General features: G+C 66.9%; 20 protein-coding genes. 9 read left to right on the top strand and 11 right to left on the bottom strand.

Going from position 1 to position 22,467, the window contains the following annotated elements; genetic code table 11:
* Positions 1-31 precede the first annotated feature (31 nt).
* Positions 32-571, top strand: coding sequence for a DUF411 domain-containing protein (locus BLU84_RS13875; protein ID WP_233431140.1), 540 nt, complete (start codon positions 32-34; stop codon positions 569-571).
* A 976-nt stretch (positions 572-1,547) separates the two neighbouring features.
* On the opposite strand, the gene BLU84_RS13870 is transcribed toward BLU84_RS13875, so the two are convergent.
* The 11 genes from BLU84_RS13870 to BLU84_RS13820 form a co-directional block, all read right to left on the bottom strand.
* On the bottom strand, positions 1,548-2,111 hold the full coding sequence (locus BLU84_RS13870; RefSeq protein WP_074868081.1) for a lipocalin family protein: 564 nt from the start codon (positions 2,109-2,111) through the stop codon (positions 1,548-1,550).
* Positions 2,112-2,120: 9 nt separating this feature from the next.
* The gene (locus tag BLU84_RS13865; RefSeq protein WP_083382572.1) at positions 2,121-3,212 is read right to left on the bottom strand and encodes an SAM-dependent methyltransferase; all 1,092 of its coding nucleotides are present in this window, start codon (positions 3,210-3,212) and stop codon (positions 2,121-2,123) included.
* Positions 3,209-4,015, bottom strand: a complete 807-nt coding sequence (locus BLU84_RS13860; RefSeq protein WP_074868077.1) for a DUF1295 domain-containing protein — start codon at positions 4,013-4,015, stop codon at positions 3,209-3,211. Before BLU84_RS13860 ends, BLU84_RS13865 begins: the two co-directional genes overlap by 4 nt.
* Complete coding sequence (locus tag BLU84_RS13855) at positions 4,012-4,554, bottom strand: DUF2878 domain-containing protein (RefSeq protein WP_074868073.1); 543 nt, start codon at positions 4,552-4,554, stop codon at positions 4,012-4,014. Before BLU84_RS13855 ends, BLU84_RS13860 begins: the two co-directional genes overlap by 4 nt.
* Entirely contained in the window at positions 4,551-5,840 is a 1,290-nt protein-coding gene (locus BLU84_RS13850) for an SAM-dependent methyltransferase (protein WP_074868070.1), read from the bottom strand. The genes BLU84_RS13855 and BLU84_RS13850 overlap by 4 nt, the downstream gene beginning before the upstream one ends.
* Entirely contained in the window at positions 5,837-6,631 is a 795-nt protein-coding gene (locus tag BLU84_RS13845) for a DUF1365 domain-containing protein (RefSeq protein ID WP_074868068.1), read from the bottom strand. The genes BLU84_RS13850 and BLU84_RS13845 overlap by 4 nt, the downstream gene beginning before the upstream one ends.
* Entirely contained in the window at positions 6,628-7,935 is a 1,308-nt protein-coding gene (locus tag BLU84_RS13840; RefSeq protein WP_074868066.1) for an NAD(P)/FAD-dependent oxidoreductase, read from the bottom strand. Before BLU84_RS13840 ends, BLU84_RS13845 begins: the two co-directional genes overlap by 4 nt.
* Positions 7,936-7,937: 2 nt before the next feature.
* Positions 7,938-8,891 carry an acyl-CoA desaturase gene (locus BLU84_RS13835; RefSeq protein WP_074868062.1) on the bottom strand — a complete coding sequence of 318 codons (954 nt, stop codon included), beginning with the start codon at positions 8,889-8,891 and terminating at the stop codon, positions 7,938-7,940.
* Between the two features lie 188 nt (positions 8,892-9,079).
* Positions 9,080-9,820, bottom strand: coding sequence for an anti-sigma factor (locus BLU84_RS13830; protein WP_074868061.1), 741 nt, complete (start codon positions 9,818-9,820; stop codon positions 9,080-9,082).
* Entirely contained in the window at positions 9,817-10,392 is a 576-nt protein-coding gene (locus BLU84_RS13825; protein WP_083382571.1) for a sigma-70 family RNA polymerase sigma factor, read from the bottom strand. Before BLU84_RS13825 ends, BLU84_RS13830 begins: the two co-directional genes overlap by 4 nt.
* 125 nt (positions 10,393-10,517) lie before the next feature.
* Positions 10,518-11,276 carry a hypothetical protein gene (locus BLU84_RS13820; RefSeq protein WP_074868058.1) on the bottom strand — a complete coding sequence of 253 codons (759 nt, stop codon included), beginning with the start codon at positions 11,274-11,276 and terminating at the stop codon, positions 10,518-10,520.
* A gap of 174 nt (positions 11,277-11,450) precedes the next feature.
* Here BLU84_RS13820 and BLU84_RS13815 point away from each other — a divergent pair, with 174 nt between their 5' ends.
* The 8 genes from BLU84_RS13815 to BLU84_RS27510 all read left to right on the top strand — a co-directional run bounded on the left by BLU84_RS13815 (position 11,451) and on the right by BLU84_RS27510 (position 22,353).
* Positions 11,451-12,290: an outer membrane protein gene (locus BLU84_RS13815; protein WP_074868055.1), complete on the top strand. Its 840-nt coding sequence runs from the start codon at positions 11,451-11,453 to the stop codon at positions 12,288-12,290.
* Between the two features lie 879 nt (positions 12,291-13,169).
* On the top strand, positions 13,170-14,639 hold the full coding sequence (locus BLU84_RS13810; protein ID WP_425479388.1) for an undecaprenyl-phosphate glucose phosphotransferase: 1,470 nt from the start codon (positions 13,170-13,172) through the stop codon (positions 14,637-14,639).
* A gap of 465 nt (positions 14,640-15,104) precedes the next feature.
* Positions 15,105-15,731 carry a polysaccharide biosynthesis/export family protein gene (locus BLU84_RS13805; RefSeq protein ID WP_170849170.1) on the top strand — a complete coding sequence of 209 codons (627 nt, stop codon included), beginning with the start codon at positions 15,105-15,107 and terminating at the stop codon, positions 15,729-15,731.
* Positions 15,731-17,218, top strand: a complete 1,488-nt coding sequence (locus BLU84_RS13800) for a GumC family protein (protein WP_139174994.1) — start codon at positions 15,731-15,733, stop codon at positions 17,216-17,218. Before BLU84_RS13805 ends, BLU84_RS13800 begins: the two co-directional genes overlap by 1 nt.
* 41 nt (positions 17,219-17,259) lie before the next feature.
* Positions 17,260-18,432 carry a glycoside hydrolase family 5 protein gene (locus BLU84_RS13795; protein ID WP_170849169.1) on the top strand — a complete coding sequence of 391 codons (1,173 nt, stop codon included), beginning with the start codon at positions 17,260-17,262 and terminating at the stop codon, positions 18,430-18,432.
* A gap of 89 nt (positions 18,433-18,521) precedes the next feature.
* Positions 18,522-19,802, top strand: a complete 1,281-nt coding sequence (locus BLU84_RS27520) for a VpsF family polysaccharide biosynthesis protein (RefSeq protein ID WP_074868042.1) — start codon at positions 18,522-18,524, stop codon at positions 19,800-19,802.
* Positions 19,751-20,965, top strand: coding sequence for a glycosyltransferase (locus BLU84_RS27515; RefSeq protein ID WP_211664539.1), 1,215 nt, complete (start codon positions 19,751-19,753; stop codon positions 20,963-20,965). Before BLU84_RS27520 ends, BLU84_RS27515 begins: the two co-directional genes overlap by 52 nt.
* Entirely contained in the window at positions 20,962-22,353 is a 1,392-nt protein-coding gene (locus BLU84_RS27510; protein ID WP_083382569.1) for a WecB/TagA/CpsF family glycosyltransferase, read from the top strand. Before BLU84_RS27515 ends, BLU84_RS27510 begins: the two co-directional genes overlap by 4 nt.
* Positions 22,354-22,467: the final 114 nt, after the last annotated feature.

Raw genomic sequence — 22,467 nt, 5'->3', positions numbered from 1 at the left:
TCTCCCAAAACCCGACACTAATGGAGTTCTTGTGACGATTACCCGATTGATCTGCGCCGCCGCCTTGCTGGCAAGCACGAGCTTGGCGCTCGGTGCCTGTACCGATTCGCATTCCTCCCAGGGCGGCTCGACGGCCGTTCCGACTCCCGTTGCGAAGGCTGCTCCGGAAGCCGCGCCGGCCGGCGCATCGGCCGCATTGCCGCACGTCGTGGTGCACAAGAGCCCGAGTTGCGGCTGCTGCGGCGTGTGGGTGGAGCATCTGCGGCAAGCCGGCTTCACCGTGGCGGTCGAGAACCAGGACAACCTCAATCCGATCAAGGAACGGTTGGGCGTGCCGCACGGCAAGGGTTCTTGCCATACCGCGGAAGTCGGCGGCTACGTGGTCGAAGGCCATGTTCCCGCCGGCGACATCAAGCGCTTGCTGGCGGAAAAGCCCGATGCCAAGGGGCTGGCGCTGCCTGGAATGCCAATGGGCTCGCCCGGCATGGAGATGCCGGACGGCAGGGCGGAGCCTTACACCGTGGAACTCATCGGCCGCGATGGCCGCACCACTGCGTTCGCGAGCCATTGAGAGCGGCGTCGGCCGTGGCGACGTCGGGCAGGTCCGGTGAGGCGCATGCCCGGCGCCGCTAAGGCGTGAATCAATAGCGCGCGCTGCCATCCGCCAACTAGTGCTGCCGGCATGTGCTTGAGTGGCGGGCACCGCACGGACAGGCGCGGGAACGGCTCGTTGGTCTGCCGTTCTCACAGTCCATCGCCACCGCGCAGAACAATCGCATAGCGGGGCAGGTGCCCTTGGTGTCGACTCCCGCCCAGGTGTCGGCGCCGTCGTCTGAGGGCACGGCAGGCGTTAACGCCAGTAGGCGGCGAGAAAGGCACGTAGGCGGCGAGAAAGGCACGTAGGCTGCAAAGGCACGTAGGCTGCAGCCGCTGAGGAGAATCGAGCGGGGGCCTGCTCCCGACGGCGTAATGGGCACACCCAACTGAGCGCCATCCACGTAGCGCATGCCAGGAACGATCAGCTCTCTGGGTCGCCAGGGCTGCAGCGTCCGAGCTATCAACCGCAAGACATGAAGCCGATTGTAGGGTCCAAAAATCAACACATAGGCCACTACGTAACGTGTCACGGCACAAATAATGGCAAGTAGCGTGATGCACTGGATAGATCGCTTCGCGTACGAGCGCCAACGCAGGCACACGCTGCTGAAGAGCTACAGAGGCGCCTTGTCGGGTAGCCGCCCAACAGCAGTATCGCCATTGCGCGATAGATAAGGCGAGTTGTAGATCGCGGTGGGCAAAAATGAAATCCTGCGTCCAAGCGACTTCAAACTGGTGCTTAGCTAACTGGAGCTCAAAGAAGTGCTCGGCCTCCGCCACAGCTAGCCCTTCCCAGTAGCGATGGCGCAACGCCAGTCCAAAGTCGTCTTGCGTGCGATAAACGATGCGATGCCAGAGCGGGTCTGGTGCTCAGTTCTTCTTCAACATCCGATCGCGCGCTTGCTCGGCGCGCGACGCGCCGATCGCGGTTTCGACGTGCTTGTGGCGATTCAGTTCGCGCCGCGTTCGGCCGCGCCCTGCGACGGCTGCGCCTGCGGCACCTTTCTCAGGTCCCGGGTCGAATAGCCGAGCGCGCGAAGACGCTCCACCAGTCGGGCGTAGTCCTGATCGGGGATCTGCGGCGAACGGGCCATGATCCAGGCGTAGTCGCGCTTGCTGCGCGCGACGATCGTCCGGGTGTAGTCCTCGTCCAGATAGGCGATGACATACTCGGCCTTGATCGGCCAGACGAACTGCATGCCCCAGACCGCATTGCCGGTACCGGGCTCGACGAAGCCGGTCGGATGCATCGCCTCTACCGGCGCGTCGTGGCTGCCCTTGCGGAATGTGAAGGTCGTGCGCACCCGACCCTTTTCATCCAGCCGGTACGACTCGACCGCATCGAAGGCCTCGCGCTCAGGCCGTGAAGGGATATGGGCGATCACGTACCAGTCGCCCATGAAACGCGGCAGGTCGACCGAGGCCACCGGCGGCATCGGGCGCGGCGGGCTCGCGCAGGCGCCCAGGGCGGGAATCAAGGCGAGCACGGCGACACAACGTAGATGAGAGATCATGACGATTCCTCAACGTTTGCAGAACAGGTAATGGGCGACGCCCCATTGCTGCCCGTCGTCGTAGCCGAACAGCTCGGCGCAGGCCATCCAGAACATCCGCCAGCGCTGCCGCCACAAGCGGTAGGCATCGCCGTAGGCGGCCTCCAACGCATCGTCGCTAGCGCCGCGGCGGGCGTCCTGGTTGGCCAGCCAATGGTTGGCGGTGCGCTGGTAATGAGTGCCGTCGAGCACCCAGCGCTTGTCGATGCGCAAGTCGTTCTGGAACCACAGCAGGGTGTCGGCGGCCGGCATCAGGCCGCCGGTGAAGAAGTGGCGGCCCATCCAGTCGTCTTCGCCCCGGGTCTCGAACGGGTACATCAGCTCGCGGTGGCAGAAGATATGCACGAACAGCTTGCCATCGGGCTGTAACCAGCCGGCGATGCGGCGCAGCAGATGCTCGTAGTTGCGCATGTGCTCGAACATCTCGATCGAGACGCAACGATCGAAGCGCATCGGTTCCAGGTTCAAGCGGTTGACGTCGGCGGTGATCACCATCACGTTCGATAGCCCCAGTTCGCGGCAGCGCCGTTCGATGTGCTCGCGCTGCGGCTGCGAGTTGGACACCGCGACGATCTGCGCGGACGGATAGCGTTGTGCCATCCACAGGGTCAGCGATCCCCAACCGCAGCCCAGTTCGAGGATGCACTGGCCGTCCTTGAGCTGCGCGCGGCGGCCGTAGAGCTCGAGCATCGCCTCTTCCGCTTGCGCCAGGGTCTCCTCGCCGGTGGGGTAATAGCAGCAGGAGTACTTCATCCGCGGCCCCAGGCATTGGACGAAGAACTCCGGCGGCAGCTCGTAATGCTGGCCGTTGGCCGCGTCGGTGTGGATCGCGATCGGGCTTTGCCGCAACAACTCGATGCGCGCTCGGTATAGATCGTGCTGGCCGCCCAGACCATCGGCGCGTTCCTCGCGCAGGCGCTGCGCGCACAGGCCGCGGATGCCGTAGCGGATCGCCGCATCCGGCAGCCAGCCGCGCTCGGCCAGCCCGAGCAGGCCGGCGGCGGGGCGCCGGTCGGGCGCGTAGGCGGGAAGGGTAGACGACTCGGACACCAACGAATTCATTGGGCTTTCTCCTGCGCGGAACGCTCCCGCGACGCGCGCGGGAACCACGGAAAGAACATCGGCGTGCGTTGCTGGTAGCGGCGGTAGTCTTCGCCGCGAGTGCGCAAGGCCTGCGCCTCGGTGAACGGGACGCCGCTGAGGTAACGCACGAACAGGTACATCGTCGCCGGCCCGGTCCAGGCCACCCACGCCAGCGGCGAGCCGACGGCGAACAGGGCATAGGCGAACCAATGCAACCATTCGAAGAAGTAATTGGGGTGGCGCGAGTAACGCCAGAGCCCGGTGTCGCAGGTACGGCCGCGGTTGCCGGGATCGGCGCGGAAGCGCGCGAGCTGCCGGTCCGCCAGCGCCTCGCCGCCCCACGCCAGCGCCCACACCGCCACACCGGCCGCCAGCCACGGCGCGCGCAGCGACGCGTTGGCGGCGGCTGCGGCGAACGGCAGGCAGAACAGCGGAACCAGCAGCGCCTGGAACTGGAAGAATAGGAAGAATTTGCCCTGGTGCCCCTGCCAATGCGCGCGCAGGTGTCGGTAGCGCCCGTCCTCATCCTCGCTGCGCACTCGGCGCCACAGATGCCAGGCCAGGCGCAGCCCCCATAGCCCGCCGCACACGGCCACCAGCAGACGTACGCGCGCGTCTCCAGCGCCGAACGCGGCGCAGGCCACCGCGCCGGCGCCGACGCCGGCCGACCACAGCACGTCGACGATGCCGGCGTTGTCGCGCCGGCGCTGCCACAGCCAGCCCGCGGTCATTACCGCGGCCATCGCCGCCCAGATCATCAGCAGGGTCATGGTCCAGCTCATGCGCACGCTCCCGCGGTGGAGGCGGGCGCCTGCGCGAGCCGGCGCGCAGACCACGCCAGCGCCGGCAGCGCCAGCGCCCAACCCGCAGCCAACGAGGCCAATCCCCGCCACGCCGGTTCGGCGAACGCGACCGCGCTCCAGCCGCGCGCCGCGCCGAGATAGGCCAGCGGCGCGCCGACCGCACCGAGCAGCGCAGCCGCGTACAAGTGCGTCTGAAACACCCGCAGGCTGCCGGCCAGCGTGGTCGCGAATGCGCACCACAAGCCCAGGATCCAGGCCGGCGCCGACTGTGGCGATGGCCACGCGGCCGCGTAGCGCGCCAAGCCGCTCAATGCCAGCGCCCCGTCGACGAGCGTCCCGGCCAGCAGCGCCAAGGCCGCCAGCATCGTCAGGCCCGTCCGTCGCGGCGACAGCAACCACTGCACGCCCACGAACGCCGCGGCGGTCAGCATGCCCGGCCACGCGTAGCCGTTGCCGGCGGCGATCACCGCCACGAACCACACGGCCTGGTAAGCGACGAACTCGACCCAGACGTTCACGCCATCAACTCCGTCTCCGGCAGCCGCACTGCGCGCCGGTGTCCGGGCTTGGCGAACAGCATCTGCGCCACGCCGATCGAGCGTTCGCGAAAGCCACCCTCGCAGTAGCACAGGTAGAACTCCCACAAGCGCAGGAACCGCTCGTCGTAGCCCATCGCTGCGATGCGCGAGCGTTCGCGCAGGAATCGTTCGCGCCAGGCCCGCAGCGTCAACGCATACGACGGGCCGAAATCGTCGAGCTGCACCAACGCCAGGTCGCAGGCGCGGGTCTTGGCCTCTAGCAGGGCGGCGATCGACGGAATGAAACTGCCTGGAAATACGAAGCGCTTGATGAAATCCACCTCACCGAGAGCGCGCCGGTAGCGATGGTCCTCGATGGTGATCGCCTGCAGCATCGCCAGCCCGTTTGGCGCCAGCAAGGCACCCAAGCGTTCGAAGTAACCGGGCAGGAAATCCGCGCCGACGGCTTCGACCATTTCGATCGACACCAGCTTGTCGTACTCGCCGCGCAGGTCGCGGTAATCCTCCAGCCGCAGGGTCACCCGGTCTTCCAGGCCGGCCTCGCGCACCCGTCGGGCGGCCTCGGCATGCTGCTCCCGCGAAATGGTGGTGGTGGTGACGTGGCAGCCATATCGGCCGGCGGCATGGACGGCGAAACCGCCCCATCCAGTGCCGATCTCTATGACCCGGTCGCCGGGGCGCAGATCGAGCTTGCGGCAGATGCGGTCGAGCTTGCGCTGCGAAGCCGCTTCCAGCGCGTCATCCTCGCCGGCATAGACCGCGCTGGAATACATCAGGTCGGTGGACAGGAAGGTGGCGAAGAATTCGTTGCCCAGATCGTAATGGGCTGCGATGTTGCGGCGGCTGCCGGCGCGGGTGTTGCGCTGCAGGCGGTACCAGGCGCGCAGCGCCCAGCCACCGAGGCGGGCCCAGCCGCCCTCCATCGCATCGAGCAGGTCGCGGTTGCGCACTAGCAGCCGGACCAGGGCGACCAGATCGTCGCAGTCCCACAATCCCTCGATGAAGGCCTCACCCGCGCCGACGCTGCCGTGGGCCGCGAGGGCGCGATAGAAACCCGGATCGCGTACGGTCATGGTTACTTCAAGGCGGTCGGGATCATCGGCGCTGACCGTTCCGAGCACCAACTCGCCGAACTCGTCGCACAGGCGGATGCGGCCGTGGCGCAAGACGGCGAGCTGCGCGATCAGGCGACGCCGCAGCATCGCGTCCAGGCCGGTGTAACTGGCGCCGCCGCGCTTGCCGGCGGAAGCGAGACTGCGGTTCATGCGTGGCCTCGGGTCTTGTGGGGATGGTCGTACACAGGATTGCGCTTGAGCCAAAGGCGCAGGGCCTGCCAATGGATGGCGCCGACCACTTGCGCGGTCATCAACGGATAGCGCCACAGCAGGCGGGCGAGTCCGCGGCCGTCGCAGGGACGCCGATGCAGCCGTAAGGTCGCGTCGAAGTCGCGCCGATCCTGGTCGTAGACATCCATGTGCACGAACAGGTCGTCGTTCGGTTCGGTGAATCGCCAGCCATACCGCCGCGCCATCGGCATGAACGGCGAAACGTGGAAGCGTTTGTCGAAATTCCACAGCAGGGCGCGTCCGCGCCGTTGCGCACGCTCGGCGTCCAGCACGTACGCATGGCGCTCGCCCCATGGCGTGTTGGTGATTTCGGCGACGACGAATTCCAGCGCGCCGCCATCGGCGCCGAAGCAGTAGTAGAAGCTGACCGGATTGAACACGTAGCCGCAGTAACGCGGATGGGTCAGCAGTCGGATCGGGCCTTGCGGCCTGCGGCCGCAGGCGCGCTGCACCCGTTCGCGCACGGCGTCCGACAGAGGTATACGCGCAGGCCCCAGATAGTCCTCGCGGCGGAAGTGGCCGAGATTGGGACGGCGGGCCGACCACAACCAGCGGCGCTCGAACACGCGCTCGACCTCGTCCAGGTCCAGGTACAACTGGGCCATGCGGTAGGCGAACGCATGCGCGCCCGGTCGGTGGCGGCGATGGCGCACGCTGCCTTCGTAGATCGCGCTGTGCAACGTCGAATCGGTGACCGCCAGTTGGCTCATGCGGCCTCCTGCGCATCGCAGCGCGGCCCAGGATCGCGGTGCGGCGCCAGTGCGAATCGCGCGCCGGCAGCAGCGCCCAAGCCCTGCGCCACCTCGACCGCCGAGCGCATGCCGTCTTCATGGAAGCCCCAGCCCCAATAGGCACCAGCGAACCAGGTGTGGCGCTGCCCCTGGATCTCGGGCTTGCGTTGTTGCGCGGCCACCGCGGCCGGGTCGTGCACCGGATGCTCGTAGCGCATGCGCGCCAGCACCTTCGATGGATCGATGTCGGCGCTACGGTTGAGTGTGACCACGATCGGCTCGGGCGCATCCAGGCCCTGCAGTAGGTTCATGCAGTAGCTGACCGTGCAGCCGGCGGCCGGATCGGCGGGCACGTAGGCGTTCCAGGCCGCCCAAGCCTTGCGTCGGCGCGGCAGCAGGCGGGCATCGGTGTGCAGCACGACGTCGTTGGGCTGATAGCCGATGGCGCCGAGGATCTCTCGCTCTTCGTCGCTGGCGTCTTCGAGCAGGGCCAGGGCCTGGTCGCTGTGGCAGGCCATCACCGCATGGTCGAAGCGTTCCACGCCCCAGGCGTGGCGTACCCACACCCCATCGGCGTCGCGACGCAGCCCCAGCACGCCGCAACCGTTGCGCTCGCGCACGTTCCAGCGCGAGCGCATCGCGGTTAGGTAGCGGTCGGAGCCGCCGTCGACCACCCGCCACTGCGGCCGGCCCGAAACCTGCAGCATCTGGTGGTTGGCCATGAAACGCACCAGATAGCGCGCCGGAAATTCCAGCGCGCGTTCGACCGGCAGCGACCACAGCGCGCAGGTCATAGGCAGCAAATGCAGATCGCGAAAAGCAGCGCCGTAGCGCTCGCGGCGCAGATATTCGCCCAGGGTAGGGCCTGGGCCAAAGTCCTGCAGCAAGTCGGGCGCGTTGCGGTAGAAGCGGGTCAGGTCGCGCACCATGCCCCAAAAGCGCGGCGACAGCAGGTTGCGCCGCTGGCAGAACAGCGAGTCCAGGTCGGTGGCGTTGTACTCCAGGCCGCTGCGCTGGCACTGCACGGAAAAGCTCATGGTCGTCGGCCGCGAAGCCACGCCAAGTTCCTCGAACAGCCGGCTCAGCAGCGGATAATGCTCCGTGTTGAACACGATGAAGCCGGTGTCGACGCGGTAGTCGCGTTCGCCGATGCGCACCTCATGGGTGTGGGTATGCCCGCCCAGGCGTCGATCGCGCTCGAACAGCACCACGTCGTGCTCGCGATGCAACAACCAGGCGCTGGCCAGCCCGGCGATACCGGAACCGATGACAGCGATGCGCATACTCAGCTCCTCGCTCGTTCGAGCACCCAGGCGGGCACCGGCTTGAGATCGCGCACCAGCCCCAGGGCGGCGAGCGCGCGCAGTCCGTAGTAGGTCAGGTCGATCTCCCACCAGCGAAAACCCTGTCGGGCGCTGCCGGGGAAGAAATGATGGTTGTTGTGCCAGCCTTCGCCGAAGGTCAGCAGCGCCAGCCACAGGTTGTTGCGGCTGTTGTCGCGCGTGTCGAAACGGCGGCGGCCGTAGCGGTGCGCCAGCGAGTTGATGGTCACAGTGGCGTGGAACAGCACCGTGGTGGAGATGAAGAATCCCCACACCAGCATTTGCCAGGCGCCGGTGTCGAGCTGCGGCGCGACGGCCTGCAACCCGGCGCCCAGTCCAAACAGGCCGAGCGCGAGCAGCACCGGCACCAGCGTATCGAAGCGGTCGAGCCAGCGCAGTTCCGGGTACGCGGCCAGGTCGGGCACACGGCTCAGGTCGGTACGGAACGCTTGCGGCGTCAGAAACCACAGCATGTGGCTGCGCCAGAATCCGTGTTCGACCGGCGAATGCGGATCCAGGGCGGTTTCGGTATGGCGGTGATGATGGCGGTGGTGGGCGGCCCACCACAGCGGCCCGCGCTGCACGCTGGCCGCGCCGATCACGGCGAAGAAAAACTGGACCGCGCGTGAGGCGTGAAACGTCCGGTGCGAGAAATAGCGGTGGTAGAACGCGGTGATCGCGAACATGCGCAGCACGTACAGCGCTGCGGCGACGGCCAGAGCCACCGGTGAGACGCCGGTCCAGATGGCACCCAGGCAGCCCAGGTGCAGCAGTGCAAACGGGACCGCTCGCAGCCAGTCCACGCGTTCGCCGTCGACGGGAGCGCCGGGCGCGGCCGAGGTGTCGACCCAGCGCCGGAGCGTGTCCAGCCAGCGACGGCGGGGAGCGGGGTGCGGCGAGGGATGGAGCGGCGGCATCGCGAGGTCCGGTAACGGTGCTACCCGGACCTACGCATGGCATTCGAGCGCGGATGCACTGCGCGGAAAACTTTTCGCTCGCATCGGCGCGGCTTTTTCACGCCGCATGCACGCGCGCCAGGCTTGCCGTCGCGCTCACGCAAGAGCCGTTAAACGCACCGGCCCTTGCGCGGACATGACCGGCGCGATCAGATCGCGCCGATGTCGCCCTTGGCCACGATCGGCCCGGTCGGCGAGGCATGAGGAATGCCTTGCGCCGGCTCCAGGGTGACCGCGAACGTGCTGCCGACCACCAGCTTGGACAGCAGCTCGGTCGGCACCGCGACCGAGTGCGCCTTCTCGTTGGAGACGAAGCCGAGCGATCGCGGCGCCTCGCCCTTGGCGATGATCCATAGTTCGCCGACCCGGCCCTGCGCGTCGGCGGGCGAGGGGATCGGCACCATCAGTACCTTACCGGCGCGTTTGTCGACCGAGGCCAGCCAGCCGGGCCGGCCGTCCTCGCGGGTGAGCGGCGTGACCGGGCGCGCGGCTTCCTCTTCCTGCGCCACCGGCGGGGTGGACGGCGGCGCCACGGGCGGCGCGCGGCCTGTCCAGAACAGCGCGAGCGCCGCGATCGCGGTCGCCGCGGTCAGGCCGCGCCACAGGCCGACGCGGTCCCACCACGACAACGATCGCGCCTCGTCCCAACCCAGTCGGGTGCGCACGCCGCGCCACAGCGTCGGCGACACCGGCGCCGCCGGCAGTTCCTGCGCGAGCAGGTTGAGGCGGCGCTCCCATTGCGCCACCAGCCGGCCGAACGCGGGGTCGCTACGTATGCGCTGACGCGTTTGCGCACGTGTCTGCTCGTCCAGCACGCCGAGGACGTATTCGCCCGCGCGCACCTCGGCGCTGGGCGGCTCCTGATCGGGTTGGTGGTCGTGGATGTTCATCGTTCCAGGCACGCTCGAAGTTGCAGCAGGCCGCGGCGGATCCAGCTCTTGACGCTGCCGATCGGCGAGCCGGTGCGCTGGGCCAGTTCTTCGTAGGTCTCGCCTTCGAAGAACGCGGTACGGATGAGCTGGCGGCGGCGCGGTTCCAGCGCTTCCAGGCAGGTGCGCAGCAGTTCGGCGTCGCTGATCGCTTCGGCGCGCGCCGCGGGCGAGGGGGCCTCGTCGCCGAGTTCGTCGGCGAGCTCGATGCTGGCGCGTTTGATCGCATGCGCGCTGCCGCGCAGACGGTCGATGGCCTTGTTGCGAGCGATCGCGATCATCCAGGTCATCGCGGTCGCGCGCTGGGGATCGAACTGATCGGCCTTGTGCCAAATCGCAACGAAGGATTCCTGCAGCACGTCCTCGGCCTCGGCGCGGTCCGGAATCAGGCGCAGGCACACCGCGAGCAGCGCGCCGGAGACGTTGCGGAACAACGCCTCGAAGGCCGATCGGTCCCCCAGGGCGGCCCGCAGCAACTGGGCTTGCGCCTCATTGGCAGGCACGGACGACGGATCTGCGGGCGATTCGGTCATGGACTGAGTTACCAGAGAGGCAGCGTCGATGGCGGGCAGGCCATACACTACGGGAACGCCACCGATCCGGCAAAATCGCCGCCGCATGCGCCCGCGTCGGTATCCGCGCACACGAATGGGACGAGTCAAGGGCCGCATCGGCGGCTCAAGGGCGCGACCGCCGCAGCGTCGGCCTGCATGGGCGGGGGCGCCGCTCGGTCGGGAAAGACGATGCGCACCTTGCGATAGCGGCCGCGTTCGTCGCGGATGGTGCTCGGGCCGAGAAACGAAGCCAAGCGCCGGCCGGTCGCGTTGTAGACCAGCTCGATATCGGGTACAGCGAACGCGTACCAAGCGTCCATGCGCAGGCGCACGCGCAGTTGGGCCGGGTCGGGCTGGGGGCGTTCGGGCTCGGCGCGAAACTCGTAGAACGCGAGCCGGCTGGGAATCAGGAACGCAACGCTCGCCGAGCGCCCTGCCGCGAGTTGCGGCCAGAGCTCGCGCATGCGCGCGTCGAATCCCGCGTCCGCGACGCCACCTTGCGGCACCTCGACCACCGCGCTGCGCTCGCGCTCTCCGCGCGCCTGCGTGTACGCCACGCGCTGGCCGCGCTCGCTGCGCAGGCCTTCGCGGTAGCCGTCGCGCGCATCCTCGAAATCAAAATCCGGCGCTGCGGCGCCGGCCCGCTCGCGCAGGATGCGCCGTGCGAACGGGCGTCCGTCCGGACAGACGAACAGCGTGATGCGCTGAGTCGCTCCGCCTTGCTGCTGCGCCCAGTGCCGTTCGCGGTACAGCAGGCGTCCGCCGTCGGGCGAGAACGCCTCGCCTTCGTAGTAGTCGGAGGCTGCGTGCGCCGCACAGGGCACAAAACAGATCAGCGCCAGGCAGGCGAGGGCGGTGGCCATAGGTGCGTTCGTAGTGTGACGACGCACGGACTTACGCAGACAAAGCGTGAGCGGATGCAGCCGATGCGCTGAACGGGCTTAACCGCCGCGTCGTGGGCGTTTGCATCCACATTCGCGAACGCGACGTAGGTCGGATGGTTGTCCGCTGTCCCCGTTCATTCCGAGGAGTTCGTCATGGACTTACGTCGTACCTTCCTGATCGCCAGCGCAAGCGCATTGCTGCTTCCTGCCGCTGTCCACGCCCAGCAGCCCGGGGACTGGTCTGGCTTCTACCTGGGCGGAAACCTCGGCGGCTCCGAACCGGACAGTCGCGGCGCCAGCCGGCTCGACTTCGACACCGGCCTCGACGGCCGCTATGGCGACACTGTGCGCACCGCCGCGGGCGCCGACGCGTTCTCGCCGGGTTTCTGCGACGGTGCGGCCGGCGGCCGTACCCCCGCCTCGGGTTGCCGCGACGACAAAGGCGGTGCCGAGTACGGCGTGCGCGGCGGCTACGACTGGCAACGCGGCCGTTGGGTGTTCGGCGTGCTGGCGGAGTACACGCAGAACGACGCCCGCGACAGCGTCAGCGGCTTCAGCACCACGCCGGCGTTCTACACCATGACCCGCGACCTCGGCCATACCCTGGCGCTGCGCGGACGAGTGGGCTGGACGGCGGGCGCGCGCGGCGACTACCTGTTCTATGCGACCGCGGGCGCAGTGCGCGCGAAGATCGACCATAGCTTCGCCACCAGCAACGCCGCCAATGCGTTCGCGCCCAGCGGCGACGACCGCGCCGATGGCTGGCAGGCCGGTCTGGGCGTGGAGCGCAAGGTGCTCGACAACTTCTCGGTCGGGCTCGAATACCTGTACACGCGTGTCAGCGACGACGATTACCGTGTGCGGGTAAGCCGCGGCGCCGCGCCGGCCAATAATCCCTTCCTGTTGGTCAATGCAAACGGCACCGACTTGCGCCGCGCGGATGAGGATCTGGAAGTCGGCAGCGTGCGGCTGACGGCGGCGTTTCGCTTCTGATGCCCTTAGCAGCGCATTGCGCATCCGGCGTTGAGCAGGAGCGCGTCAGTGCGCAGCCGGCGCCAGACTCCCGGCGTGGGTTCAGGCAAGTTGATTCGCTGTAGCCTTATAACTTTGTGGATTGACGTAACGCCGCCCGGCGCCGGGTACGCCCGTGCCAGCAGAACAGTGGCCAGCACTGGAAGCATCAGCCCGCGGTTGTTAGCCATTGCCGGTCTTTCAGTGGCGTTGAGAACAATCGGAAGCGGTCGTTCTGTAGTTTGAGCGTGTCTGGCTTCGGTCGATTGAGTGAAACGTTGTTTGCCGTTTGCTTAGGCAATGTCGAAATCCAGGCCGCTGCGGTATCGGTTTCTGCGTCTGCACGTGTCAAGAAGCGGTGCTGCGGTGTATGGCGTAGCTACGTTGAAATCCTTCACTATCCGAATTAGCTGGAAGTAAGAAATAAAATCGCGCCAAACTTTCAGATCGCAGCTGTCAAGCGAATCAACTGATCGACGACTACTAACGTCTTCCATCCAATTTAAGCAGATGCCGTTCTCGGTGGAATGAGCGGCTTCACGCAGCTGCGGCGCGCGAGGGGCGGTAGGGCACGAGAGAAGGCCGGCACCAGCAGCGGTCGACTGTCTTTGTTTTCATGACTGCGTGGCGGCCTTGTCGGTGAGCCCAGCGGTGCGAGATAAGCCAGCCTGAATAGCATCCGTGGCATTCGCGAACCTATCGTAGTTGGGTCGCGCCTATCAGATTTGTTGCGCAAGTACTAGGCAACGAGAGGGCCGAGCTAGCGTTTATCATTTTCATCTTTGGGTGATGGCGATCATTCGTTCTTGACGCTCATGAAATCAAGCTCCAGTGATCAAGGGGGGCTAGGGGTCTATAGGGTTGGAGTTTTCAAGTGCTTTGTTCGCATCTGTTCGACCCTCAGCTGTGCGCAACGTTGTCGCCATCGCGCGCCTGACTCATTTCTTAATCGTTGTCTGTTCTGGCGCCCTAGCGTTGTACGCCCTGGAGTCGACGTCCCTGTTCAGTTCGACGAGGGTCTTATTAGCGACATTGTCGGGCCCGTACTACATCGCTTTAGCGCTCTGGGCTGGCCTGTTGTGCGTCCTTGTGTTTAACAGCTTTGGTTTGTACGGACATGAGATGTTCGGTGGCCGGCTGCTGATCCGTCGTACCTTGCTGGCGTGGATGGCGACCTTCGGCTTGGTCATGGTCATGCACCTGCTCTTCCGGTTTTTGCGCCCACTGCCTGACGGCGCATTAATGTTGTGGTTCGGACTCAGTTTCGTGCTGTTCGTAGGCGGGCGCTTACTCTTGCTGTGGGAGTTTCGGCGACGGATCCGCTTGGGCCATTTCATTCAGCGGTCGGTGATCTTAGGCATGACCGAAAACGCTCTGCGTTTGGCCGAGCAGATCAGTCATCGCGCCGATGTGATCTCCGGGCTGGTCGGGTACATCGATGATCGCCGACGTCACCGCCTGGACGAATCACCGCCTTCCTCGTTGCGCAGGTTGGGCGATATCGAAGAGCTTGAGCGATTGATCCGTGAGGGCGGCATCGATCAGGTGTTGTTGGCGCTGCCCGCCCAGGCCCGTGGCCGTAACGAGGGTTTGGCCCAGCGACTGCGTAGGCTGCCCGTACAAGTATTGCTCGTGCCGGACATGAGCAGCTTCCACTTCGCCCACCGCAAACTGGTGCCGGTAGCTGGGGTGCCTATGTTCGTAGTCGCCGAACCGCCGCTGCAAGGGTGGGCGCCGGTATTCAAGCGCGGTGAAGACATCGTGCTCTCGGCGGTTGCGCTTCTGTGTCTCTCACCGCTGATGGCGCTGCTCGCCCTTGCGGTGAAGCTGGATTCGCCGGGGCCGGTCTTGTTCCGGCAGAAGCGCTATGGCTACAACCATCGTTTGATCGAGGTGTTCAAGTTCCGCTCCATGCATCACGACTTGCGCGATGAAAATGCCGCGAAGCAGACCCTGCGCGATGATCCAAGGGTGACCAGGGTCGGGCGCTTCATCCGCAAGACCAGCCTCGACGAGCTGCCGCAATTGTTCAACGTACTTGCCGGAAGCATGTCTCTGGTCGGTCCGCGCCCACATGCGACCGCGACTAAAGCGGGCAATGTACTGTTTGAGGACGCGGTGCTGGAGTACGTGTCGAGGCATCGGGTCAAGCCGGGCATTACTGGACTCGCCCAGGTCAATGGCTACCGCGGGGAGACCGACACGATCGAGAAGATCCAGCGCCGGGTCGAGTACGACCTGGAGTACATCGAGAACTGGTCGCTGTGGCTGGACCTATCGATTCTACTGCGGACGCTGCCCGCAGTGCTTTCGGCAAAGTCTGCGTATTGAGTGAGGCGGCGGCAGACGTGTGCGCGTCTGATCGATGCGGGTTAGGTGTCGGCGAGTCGAATTCAACACGTGTTCTTGGCTGGCCTTGAGCGGCACCCATTCATGCGGTTCAGAAATTGCTCGAAGCGGAGCGCGTGTCGATGGAGCATCGACACCGGCGACCTATAAAATGCGACATCCATCACATTATTTTGTCGCGTCATAGAGGCTGATCGGACTCCCGATTCGGCTCTATTTCTCCCTCATCAGGAGGATGCGCGACCTTTTTCAGTCAGTCATGCAGGTCGGAAGGAAGCGATGAGCCAGGGTGATTTTGGGGGGCGGTCGCTCAGGCCGTCGGAGGATAGATGCCGAAACTCAAGAATATCGCTTTGGCGGCGGTGGGCCTGCGGCACGCTATGTTGGGCGTGGCTAACGCCTGGCCTACTTTTCCTGGTGTTGGCTACGTCGTCTGCGGTCGCCCAAGTGCCAGCCCCGGCCGCGACCAGTTCCAACTACCGCATCGCCGCAGGCGATGAGCTTGCGCTCAAGTTCTTCTACGCGCCCGAGCTCAACGAAACCGTCACCGTGCGCCCCGACGGCCGCATTCATCTGCAATTGGTTGGCGAGGTCCAGGCCTCCGAACAGACCCCGCAGCAGTTGGCAGATGCGCTCAAGCGCGCCTATGCCGGCAGCCTGCGTTACCCGGAAGTATCGGTAGACGTTGAGAAGGGCTTCGGCCGCCAACAAATATTCGTCGGCGGAGAAGTCGGCCGGCCCGGGGCGCAGCCGCTGTTGCCATCGCTGACCCTGATGCGCGCGCTGATCGTGGCCCAGGGCCTGACGGACCGCGCCGCGGCCAATAGGGTGGTGATCCTGCGCCGCGACGCAGCCGGCGCTACTCGCGTCCTGCGTGCCGACGTGGCCTCGCAGGCGCGCCGCGGTGCCGACGACGGCAACGATCCGCTGCTTGAGCCTTTCGACGTGGTGCTGGCCGTACCCTCGCGAATTTCGCGAGTCAACAAGTGGATCGACCAGTACGTGCGCCGCAACCTGCCGGTCAACGTGGGGTTCTCCTATGACCTCAACGACAACAACCGGTCAGGGAACTGATGGAGCAGGACCTCGACCGCGGCTCCGCTTCCCGGCCTGCGCCGGCTCCCGCTTCCGCGCTGCGCGAACTGCTTGAGACAGCATTCCGCGACAAGCGTCGCATCGTTACCGCGTTCGCATTGTGCTTCGGCGTGACCCTGCTGGCCGCGCTGCTACCGAGCGCGCGTTACCAATCCGAGGCCAGCGTGCTGGTACGGCTGGGTCATGAGTACGTGTACGTGGCAGACAACACCGATGGCAGCAGCGGCGGCGCGATGCCGCTGATGTTCGATCGCACCGAGGCGCTGACCGCCGAGACCCAGATCCTGGCCAGCCGCGATTTGATCGCCGAGGCGGTCCGACGTATCGGCCTGGACCGGCTGTATCCCGACATCGGACGCCAGCGCGAGGACCCAAAGCAGCCGAAGCTCGACCAGGCAGTGGAGCGCTTCCGGCAGGGGTTGGACGCGCAACTGCTCAAGGGCGCCACGGTAATCCAAATCGGCTTCTCGCACCGCGACCCTGTGCTGGCCCAGGCAGCGCTGCGAACGCTGCTGCAGACTTACTTGGCGCGTCGTGCTGCGGTGTTCTCCGACGGCCAGGTGCTTTTTCTCGAAGGCCAGGTGGCGAGGGTCGATCAACGCCTGCAAAGGGCCGAGCAGGATTTGAGCCGATTCAAGCGCGCCCACGGCATCGTCGACTACAGCCAGCAGATCGGTCTGCTGCTGCAGCAGGGCAACGAACTGGAGTCGCGCCTTAACGATACCGACCAGCAGGCGCGCACCGCCAGCGAGAGAGCCAAGACCCTGGCCCGGCTGGCCAAGGCGACCCCAGCCAACTTGGTGCAGTTCAGCGAGAGCCTCGGCGATCCGCAGGTGCCGCGGCAGTTGCTGGAGCTGCGGCTGAAAGAGCAAGGGCTGCGCGCGCGCTACGTCGACGGCAACCCGCTGGTGATCAACGCCGGTAAGGATGTGGCCACTGCCGAGGACTTCATTCGCAGCCAGCGCAAGGCGCCGCCGACCACGGTACGCACCGGGCGAAATCCGGTGCGCGAGGCCGCCGAACTGGACCTGCTGCGCGCGCGCTCGGACGAATCGGCGCTGGCCGGTAGCCGCACCGCGCTGCAGGACAAGCTCAAGCAACTGCGCCGGCGCGCCGACGAACTCAGCCGCCAGCAGATCGAACTGGCAGGCCTTAGCCGCGAGCAGAAACTGCTCGAGGACAGCTACGGCAATTACGCGCGCAAGCTCGAGGCTGCGCGCATCACCGAGGCGAGCGAGCAGAAACGGCGCACGACAGTCAGCGTGCTGCAAGCGGCGAGTTGGCCACTCAAGGCCAAGAGCGCGCGCCTGCCGATCCTGGCGATCGGGCTTTGCCTGAGTATCGCCGCGGCACTGCTCGCGGCGTTCCTCAGCGAGGCGCTGCGCAGCAGCTTCCAGTCGCCGGAAAAGCTTGAGCGCACGTTCGGCCTGCCGGTGCTGGCGACGCTGCCGAAGGTGGAGCGCTGATGCGGCCGCCGTGCCGGCGCGCCCTGCGCGCGTGCGCATGCGTGGCGCTGTGGCTGGCGGCGTGTGCGCTCGCGCAGGCAGTGCCGCTACGCCGCGGCGTAGCCTTAAGCCGGTGGTTCGAAGCCAGCGCCGGCGCGCCGGTGGGCGCCGCGGAACTGAGCGCCCTGCGCGCGGCCGGGTTTGACCACGTCCGCATCCCGGTCGATCCCGTGACCCTGGGCTGGTCGCCGCAGCGAGGACCGGGCCTAGACGACGCTCGCTTGCGGGCGGCCATCGATGCCGCTCTCAAAGCCGGGCTCGACGTGATCGTGGACCTGCATCCTCGCGAGCAGACCAAGCAGGCGATCGAGCGCGATGCGGTCTGGGCGGACGGCTACGTCGCGCTGTGGAAGGCGCTGGCGGGGCGATGGCGAACGCTGCCGGCGCAGCGGGTGGCGTTCGAACTGTTCAACGAACCCGGCTATTACGGCTGGACCGGCGCTTCGGCGTGGAACCGCTACCAGCGGCGCCTGATCGCAGCGGTGCGTAGTGCGGACCGCGAGCGCACGCTGATCGTCAGCGGGCGCAAGGGCGGCAGCCTGGAGGGGCTGGTCGAACTGGAACCGCTCGACGACGACAGGCTGGTCTACAGCTTCCACTATTACCTTCCGTATGTGTTCACGCATCAGGGCGCGGGCTGGATGCGGGGCGACGAGTGGACCACGGCCGGCCATTGGCGCGCCGTACGCTATCCGGCCAAGGCAGCGCAGGCGCGTTTGCCGCATATCGACGGCGGCGTCGACCGCGGGCGCGCGCGCGCGGAGATCGCCGATTACTTCCGTGACGGCTGGGACCGCGAGCGCATCGCAGCGCGATGGCAGCCGTTGCGCGACTGGGCCGCGCGCCACAAGGTGCGGATACACTGCGGCGAGTTTGGAGTGATCCGCGACGGCGTGGACCCGGCGTCGCGCTATCGCTGGATCGGCGATGTACGCGCACTGGCTCAGGCCGAAGGCTGGGGCTGGTCGGTGTGGAACTACGCCGACGATTTCGGCCTGACCGCTCACAGCAACACCACCGGCGCGTCGCGCGGGATGCTGGAGCCGGCTGCGCTGCAGGCGCTCGGTCTGGGCGCGCGGAACGGCGCAGTGGGGCGAGGCAATTCCGCCGCTGCACACGTTGGCGCGGCCGGCGGCGATGAAGCCAAGACCGATTACAGGCAGCGTGCGCGATGAACGCCACAACCGAGCCTCGACCAAGTCTGCCCCGATCCCGTTTACTGCGGGCACATCAGCCGCAGCCAAACCTGCAGGCAGCCGCGGCGGTGCTGACCGCGCTGGCGCTCCTTGCCTACCTGGTCCTGTCGCCGGCGCTGCTGACCGTGCTGGGCATTCCCTACGACGCGCCCTACGGCCCGTTCTGGTTCAAGCTGCATCCCGGCGATTACCCCTTGCTGATGGCCCTGGCCTGCTCGCTGGCCGCCTGCGGCAACCCCTTGGTCGAAGGTCTGCGACGACTGCGCGCGCAGCCGTTGCTGGCTGCTTACCTGGCGGCCGTTGTGCTTGCCTTCGCGTATTCGCTGCTGCGCCACGGGCCGTCGGGCTCAGCGTTCTTCATCGATACGCTGATGATGCCGGCGGTCGCCGCGCTGGTGCTGGTCGCGCTGGGCGACGCGCGCCTGCGCGGGCTGTGTCGGCTGCTGTTGGCGGCGGTCGTGGCCAACGCCGTTATCGGTCTGGTCGAGGTAGCGCTGCAGCGGCACGTGGTGCCGTACACCGTGGCCGGCGGCGTGGCGGTGATCGAGGACAAGTTCCGCGCCACCGCCTTGCTCGGTCATCCGCTGGAGAACGCGCTGCTGACCAGCGTCGCCCTTCTGGCCGCGCTGGACCTGCCACTGCCTTCGCTGCGGCGCTGGGCGCTGTGCGGCTTGCTGGTGCTGGCGCTGCTGGCGTTCGGCGGCCGAGCCAGCTTTCTGCTCAGCGCGTCGGCGCTGTTGGTGCAGGCGGTGCTACGTGCGCGCGCCGGCCTGCGCGCCGGCCGCTACGGTTACCTGCACATTGTCGGCGCGCTACTGGTGGGTCTGATCGCCGCACCGGCGGCCGCGGCCGCGGTGTGGAAGAGCGGCCTGGGCGCGCGCATCTTCCAGGGCCTGTATCTGGACGACAGTGCGTCGGTGCGGCTGCGTATCTTCGAGGTGTTCGACCATCTCGACGGCTACGACCTGCTGTTCGGCATCGCTCCGCAACAGATCCAGGAACTGGCGCTGCGCATCGGTCTGTCGCAGAACCTGGAGGCGATCGAGAACTTCTGGCTGTTCATGCTATTGCTACTCGGCGTGTTCGGATTCCTCGTCTTCGCTGCTGGCCTAGGTGCCGGCCTGTACTGGCTGTGGCGCTGCGCGGGCAGTGGGGCTCGCTGGGCCTTGCTGGTGTTCCTGATCACCGCCTCAACGACCAACTCGCTGGCCTCAAAGACCAGCGCGCTAGTCTTGCTGTTCGCGCTGCTGTGCTGTCTGCGCGCCTATCGCGGCTGGCGTCCCCCACCGCCGCAAGCGTGGCCGGTGCCGCCGCGCCGCATCGGCATGCGTACCGGAGCGATCGCGTGACTCGAACGTCCGTCACCAACGCCTGTCGCGGCTGTAAACAGCTGCCGTCGCAGCCGCACCGGGTACTGCACTTGATCAATGGAGAGCACTACGCCGGCGCAGAGCGGGTGCAGGATCTGCTCGCTCAACAACTGCCGCACTTTGGCTGGAACGTGGATTTCGCCTGCCTCAAGCCCGGCGCGTTCGAGCGCGAACGCAGCGCCCGCGGCAGCCGCATCGTCAACGTGCCGATGCATTCGCGCCTGGATATGGGGCCGTCGCGCGAGATCGCCGACCTTCTAGAGCGCGGCGGCTACGCTATGCTGCACACCCACACCGTGCGCTCGCTATTGGTCGGCCGCTTCGCCGCGCGGCTCGCGCGCCTGCCGCTGCTTCACCACGTGCATAGTCGCACCGACCGCGACACCGAAAGCGCGCTGCGCAATCGAGTCAACAGCGCGATCCAGCGCTTCGGCGCGGGCGGCGCCGCGCGCCTGATTGCGGTCTCCCACGGCACCGCGCATTACCTGCGCGGACTAGGCTATGACGACGAGGTGCTGCGCGTAGTGCCCAACGGCGTGCCGGTGCATCTGGGGCCGCGGCCGTGGATCGCGCCGCAAGGGGACTGGACGCTCGGTATGGTCGCGCTGTTCCGGCCGCGCAAGGGCGTGGAAATCCTGATCGATGCGCTGGCGCAGTTGCGCCAACAGGGTAGGGCGGTGCGCCTGCGTGCGATCGGCGGCTTCGAAAGTGAGGTCTATCGCCAGCGCGTGCTGGCCCACGCTGAGGCGCGCGGCGTGGCCGCGCAGGTCGAGTGGACCGGCTTCACCCGCGAGGTCGCGACCGAACTGACCCGGATCGATATTTTCGCCTTGCCGAGCCTCTATGGAGAAGGCTTGCCGATGGTGCTGATCGAAGCGCTGGCACTGGGCTTGCCGGTAGTGGCCACCGCCAACGAGGGCATTCCCGAAGTGCTCGCCGACGGCCGCGCCGGAGCGCTAGTGCCGCCGGGTGATGCGACCGCGCTGGCGGCGGCCATAGCCGGATTGATGGATGATCCCGAGCGCGCCGCCGTACTGGCCGGCCGCGGACTGCAACGCCAGCGCGAGCATTATTCGGACGTGGCGATGGCGCGGCAGGTGGCGGCGGTGTACGAGGAAGTGTTCCAGCAGGCGCAGCGATGAGCGCGGCCACGCAGGGGCAGACGCCTGGTGCCGCGGCGCGGCGGGTGTCCGGCCTACTCGAGCGCTTGCGCATTGTCCGCGACGAGATGCAGTACCGGAGCTTGCTGCAGCGTCTGGCCGACCCTGCCGGTACGACCGTGCTGTCGTTCTTCAACCAGCACGCCTTCAATCTGGCCTGGACCGATCCGGACTTCGCCGAAGACCTGCGCCGCAGCGACGTGCTGCTGCGCGACGGCGTCGGCATCGCTGCTTGCCTGCGCCTGCTGGCGCGTGATCCGGGCCTGAATGCCAACGGCACCGACCTGATTCCGCAATTGCTGGCGGCGTTTGGCGGGCGTCGCGCCGTCTTGATCGGTACCCGCGAGCCGTACCTGCAGCGTGCATCGCACCGCCTGCGCGAGGACTATGGCATCGATGTGACCTGCGCCCTGGACGGCTTCGGTGAGGCTTCATGCTATCTCGAAGCGGTCGCGCGCGAGCGGCCGGAACTGGTCGTGCTGGCGATGGGCATGCCCAAGCAGGAGCGCGTCGCCGCGGATCTGGCGCAATGGGCGCACAGCGCCGGGCAGCGGTTGCTGATCATCAACGGCGGCGCGATCGCGGATTTCATTGCCGGCCGGGTCGCCCGCGCACCCGCATGGATGCGGCGCGCTCGGCTGGAATGGTTGTACCGGCTCGGCCGCGAGCCGCGTCGGTTGTGGCGGCGCTACCTGCTCGGCGGCGTCGCATTCGGCGCGCGCGCCTTGCGCTTGGCCGCGGATCCGCCGCGGTCGGCGCCCGGCGTCGCCCCGTCAATCGAAGGATCGTCTATGAAAGCCGATACACCGGCCCTGTTCGGTATCGAGGATGCGCGCGTGGTGCAATTGGTGCAGAGGCTCGACGCGAGTGCGAGCGCGGGAGGCGGCCGCATCGTCCAGTTCGTCGCCGCGCGCGTGGGTGAGGGGACGACCGCGCTGGCACACAGCTACGCGGCGGCCTCGGCGCAACTGCGTAAGCGTCGGGTTCTGCTCTTGTCGGACGAGGTCGAGGACGAAACCGTCTGCTTCCCGCAAGCCGGCGCGCTGGCCGCACCCGGTCTGGCGCTGGCCCGACTGACCCACCCGCAGCGAGATTTTCGCGACAACTATGCCGCGCTGGACGACGCCGCGGCCTGGCACGCGCTGGCGAGCGGCTTCGACGAAGTCGTGCTTGACGCGCAGGCCCCTTATGCGCTGGCCGCGGCCAAGCACGCCGCCGGGGTGGTAGTAGTGGTCGAGGCCGAGGCCACTCGTGCCGCACAGGTGCGCGCGCTGCTCGACGAATTGGCCGCGATCGATGCGCGGGTGATCGGAATTGTCCTCAACAAATACCGTTCCCATCTGCCACATGCACTGTACGAGCGACTGTGAACCTATCGCCGCGCCGGTGCGCGCGGCGATCCTGTTGCCTGCTGGGCGCAGCCGCGTCTGGCAGGAACGCGTTGCGTTGGCCCTGTCCGGGTTGGCGGACGTGCAATGCCGAAT

The sequence above is a fragment of the Lysobacter enzymogenes genome, from assembly GCF_900106525.1.
Classification (GTDB): Bacteria; Pseudomonadota; Gammaproteobacteria; order Xanthomonadales; family Xanthomonadaceae; genus Lysobacter; species Lysobacter enzymogenes.
Note: the sequence above shows the minus strand (reverse complement) of the source record. Positions and strands in the feature narration are given on the sequence as shown.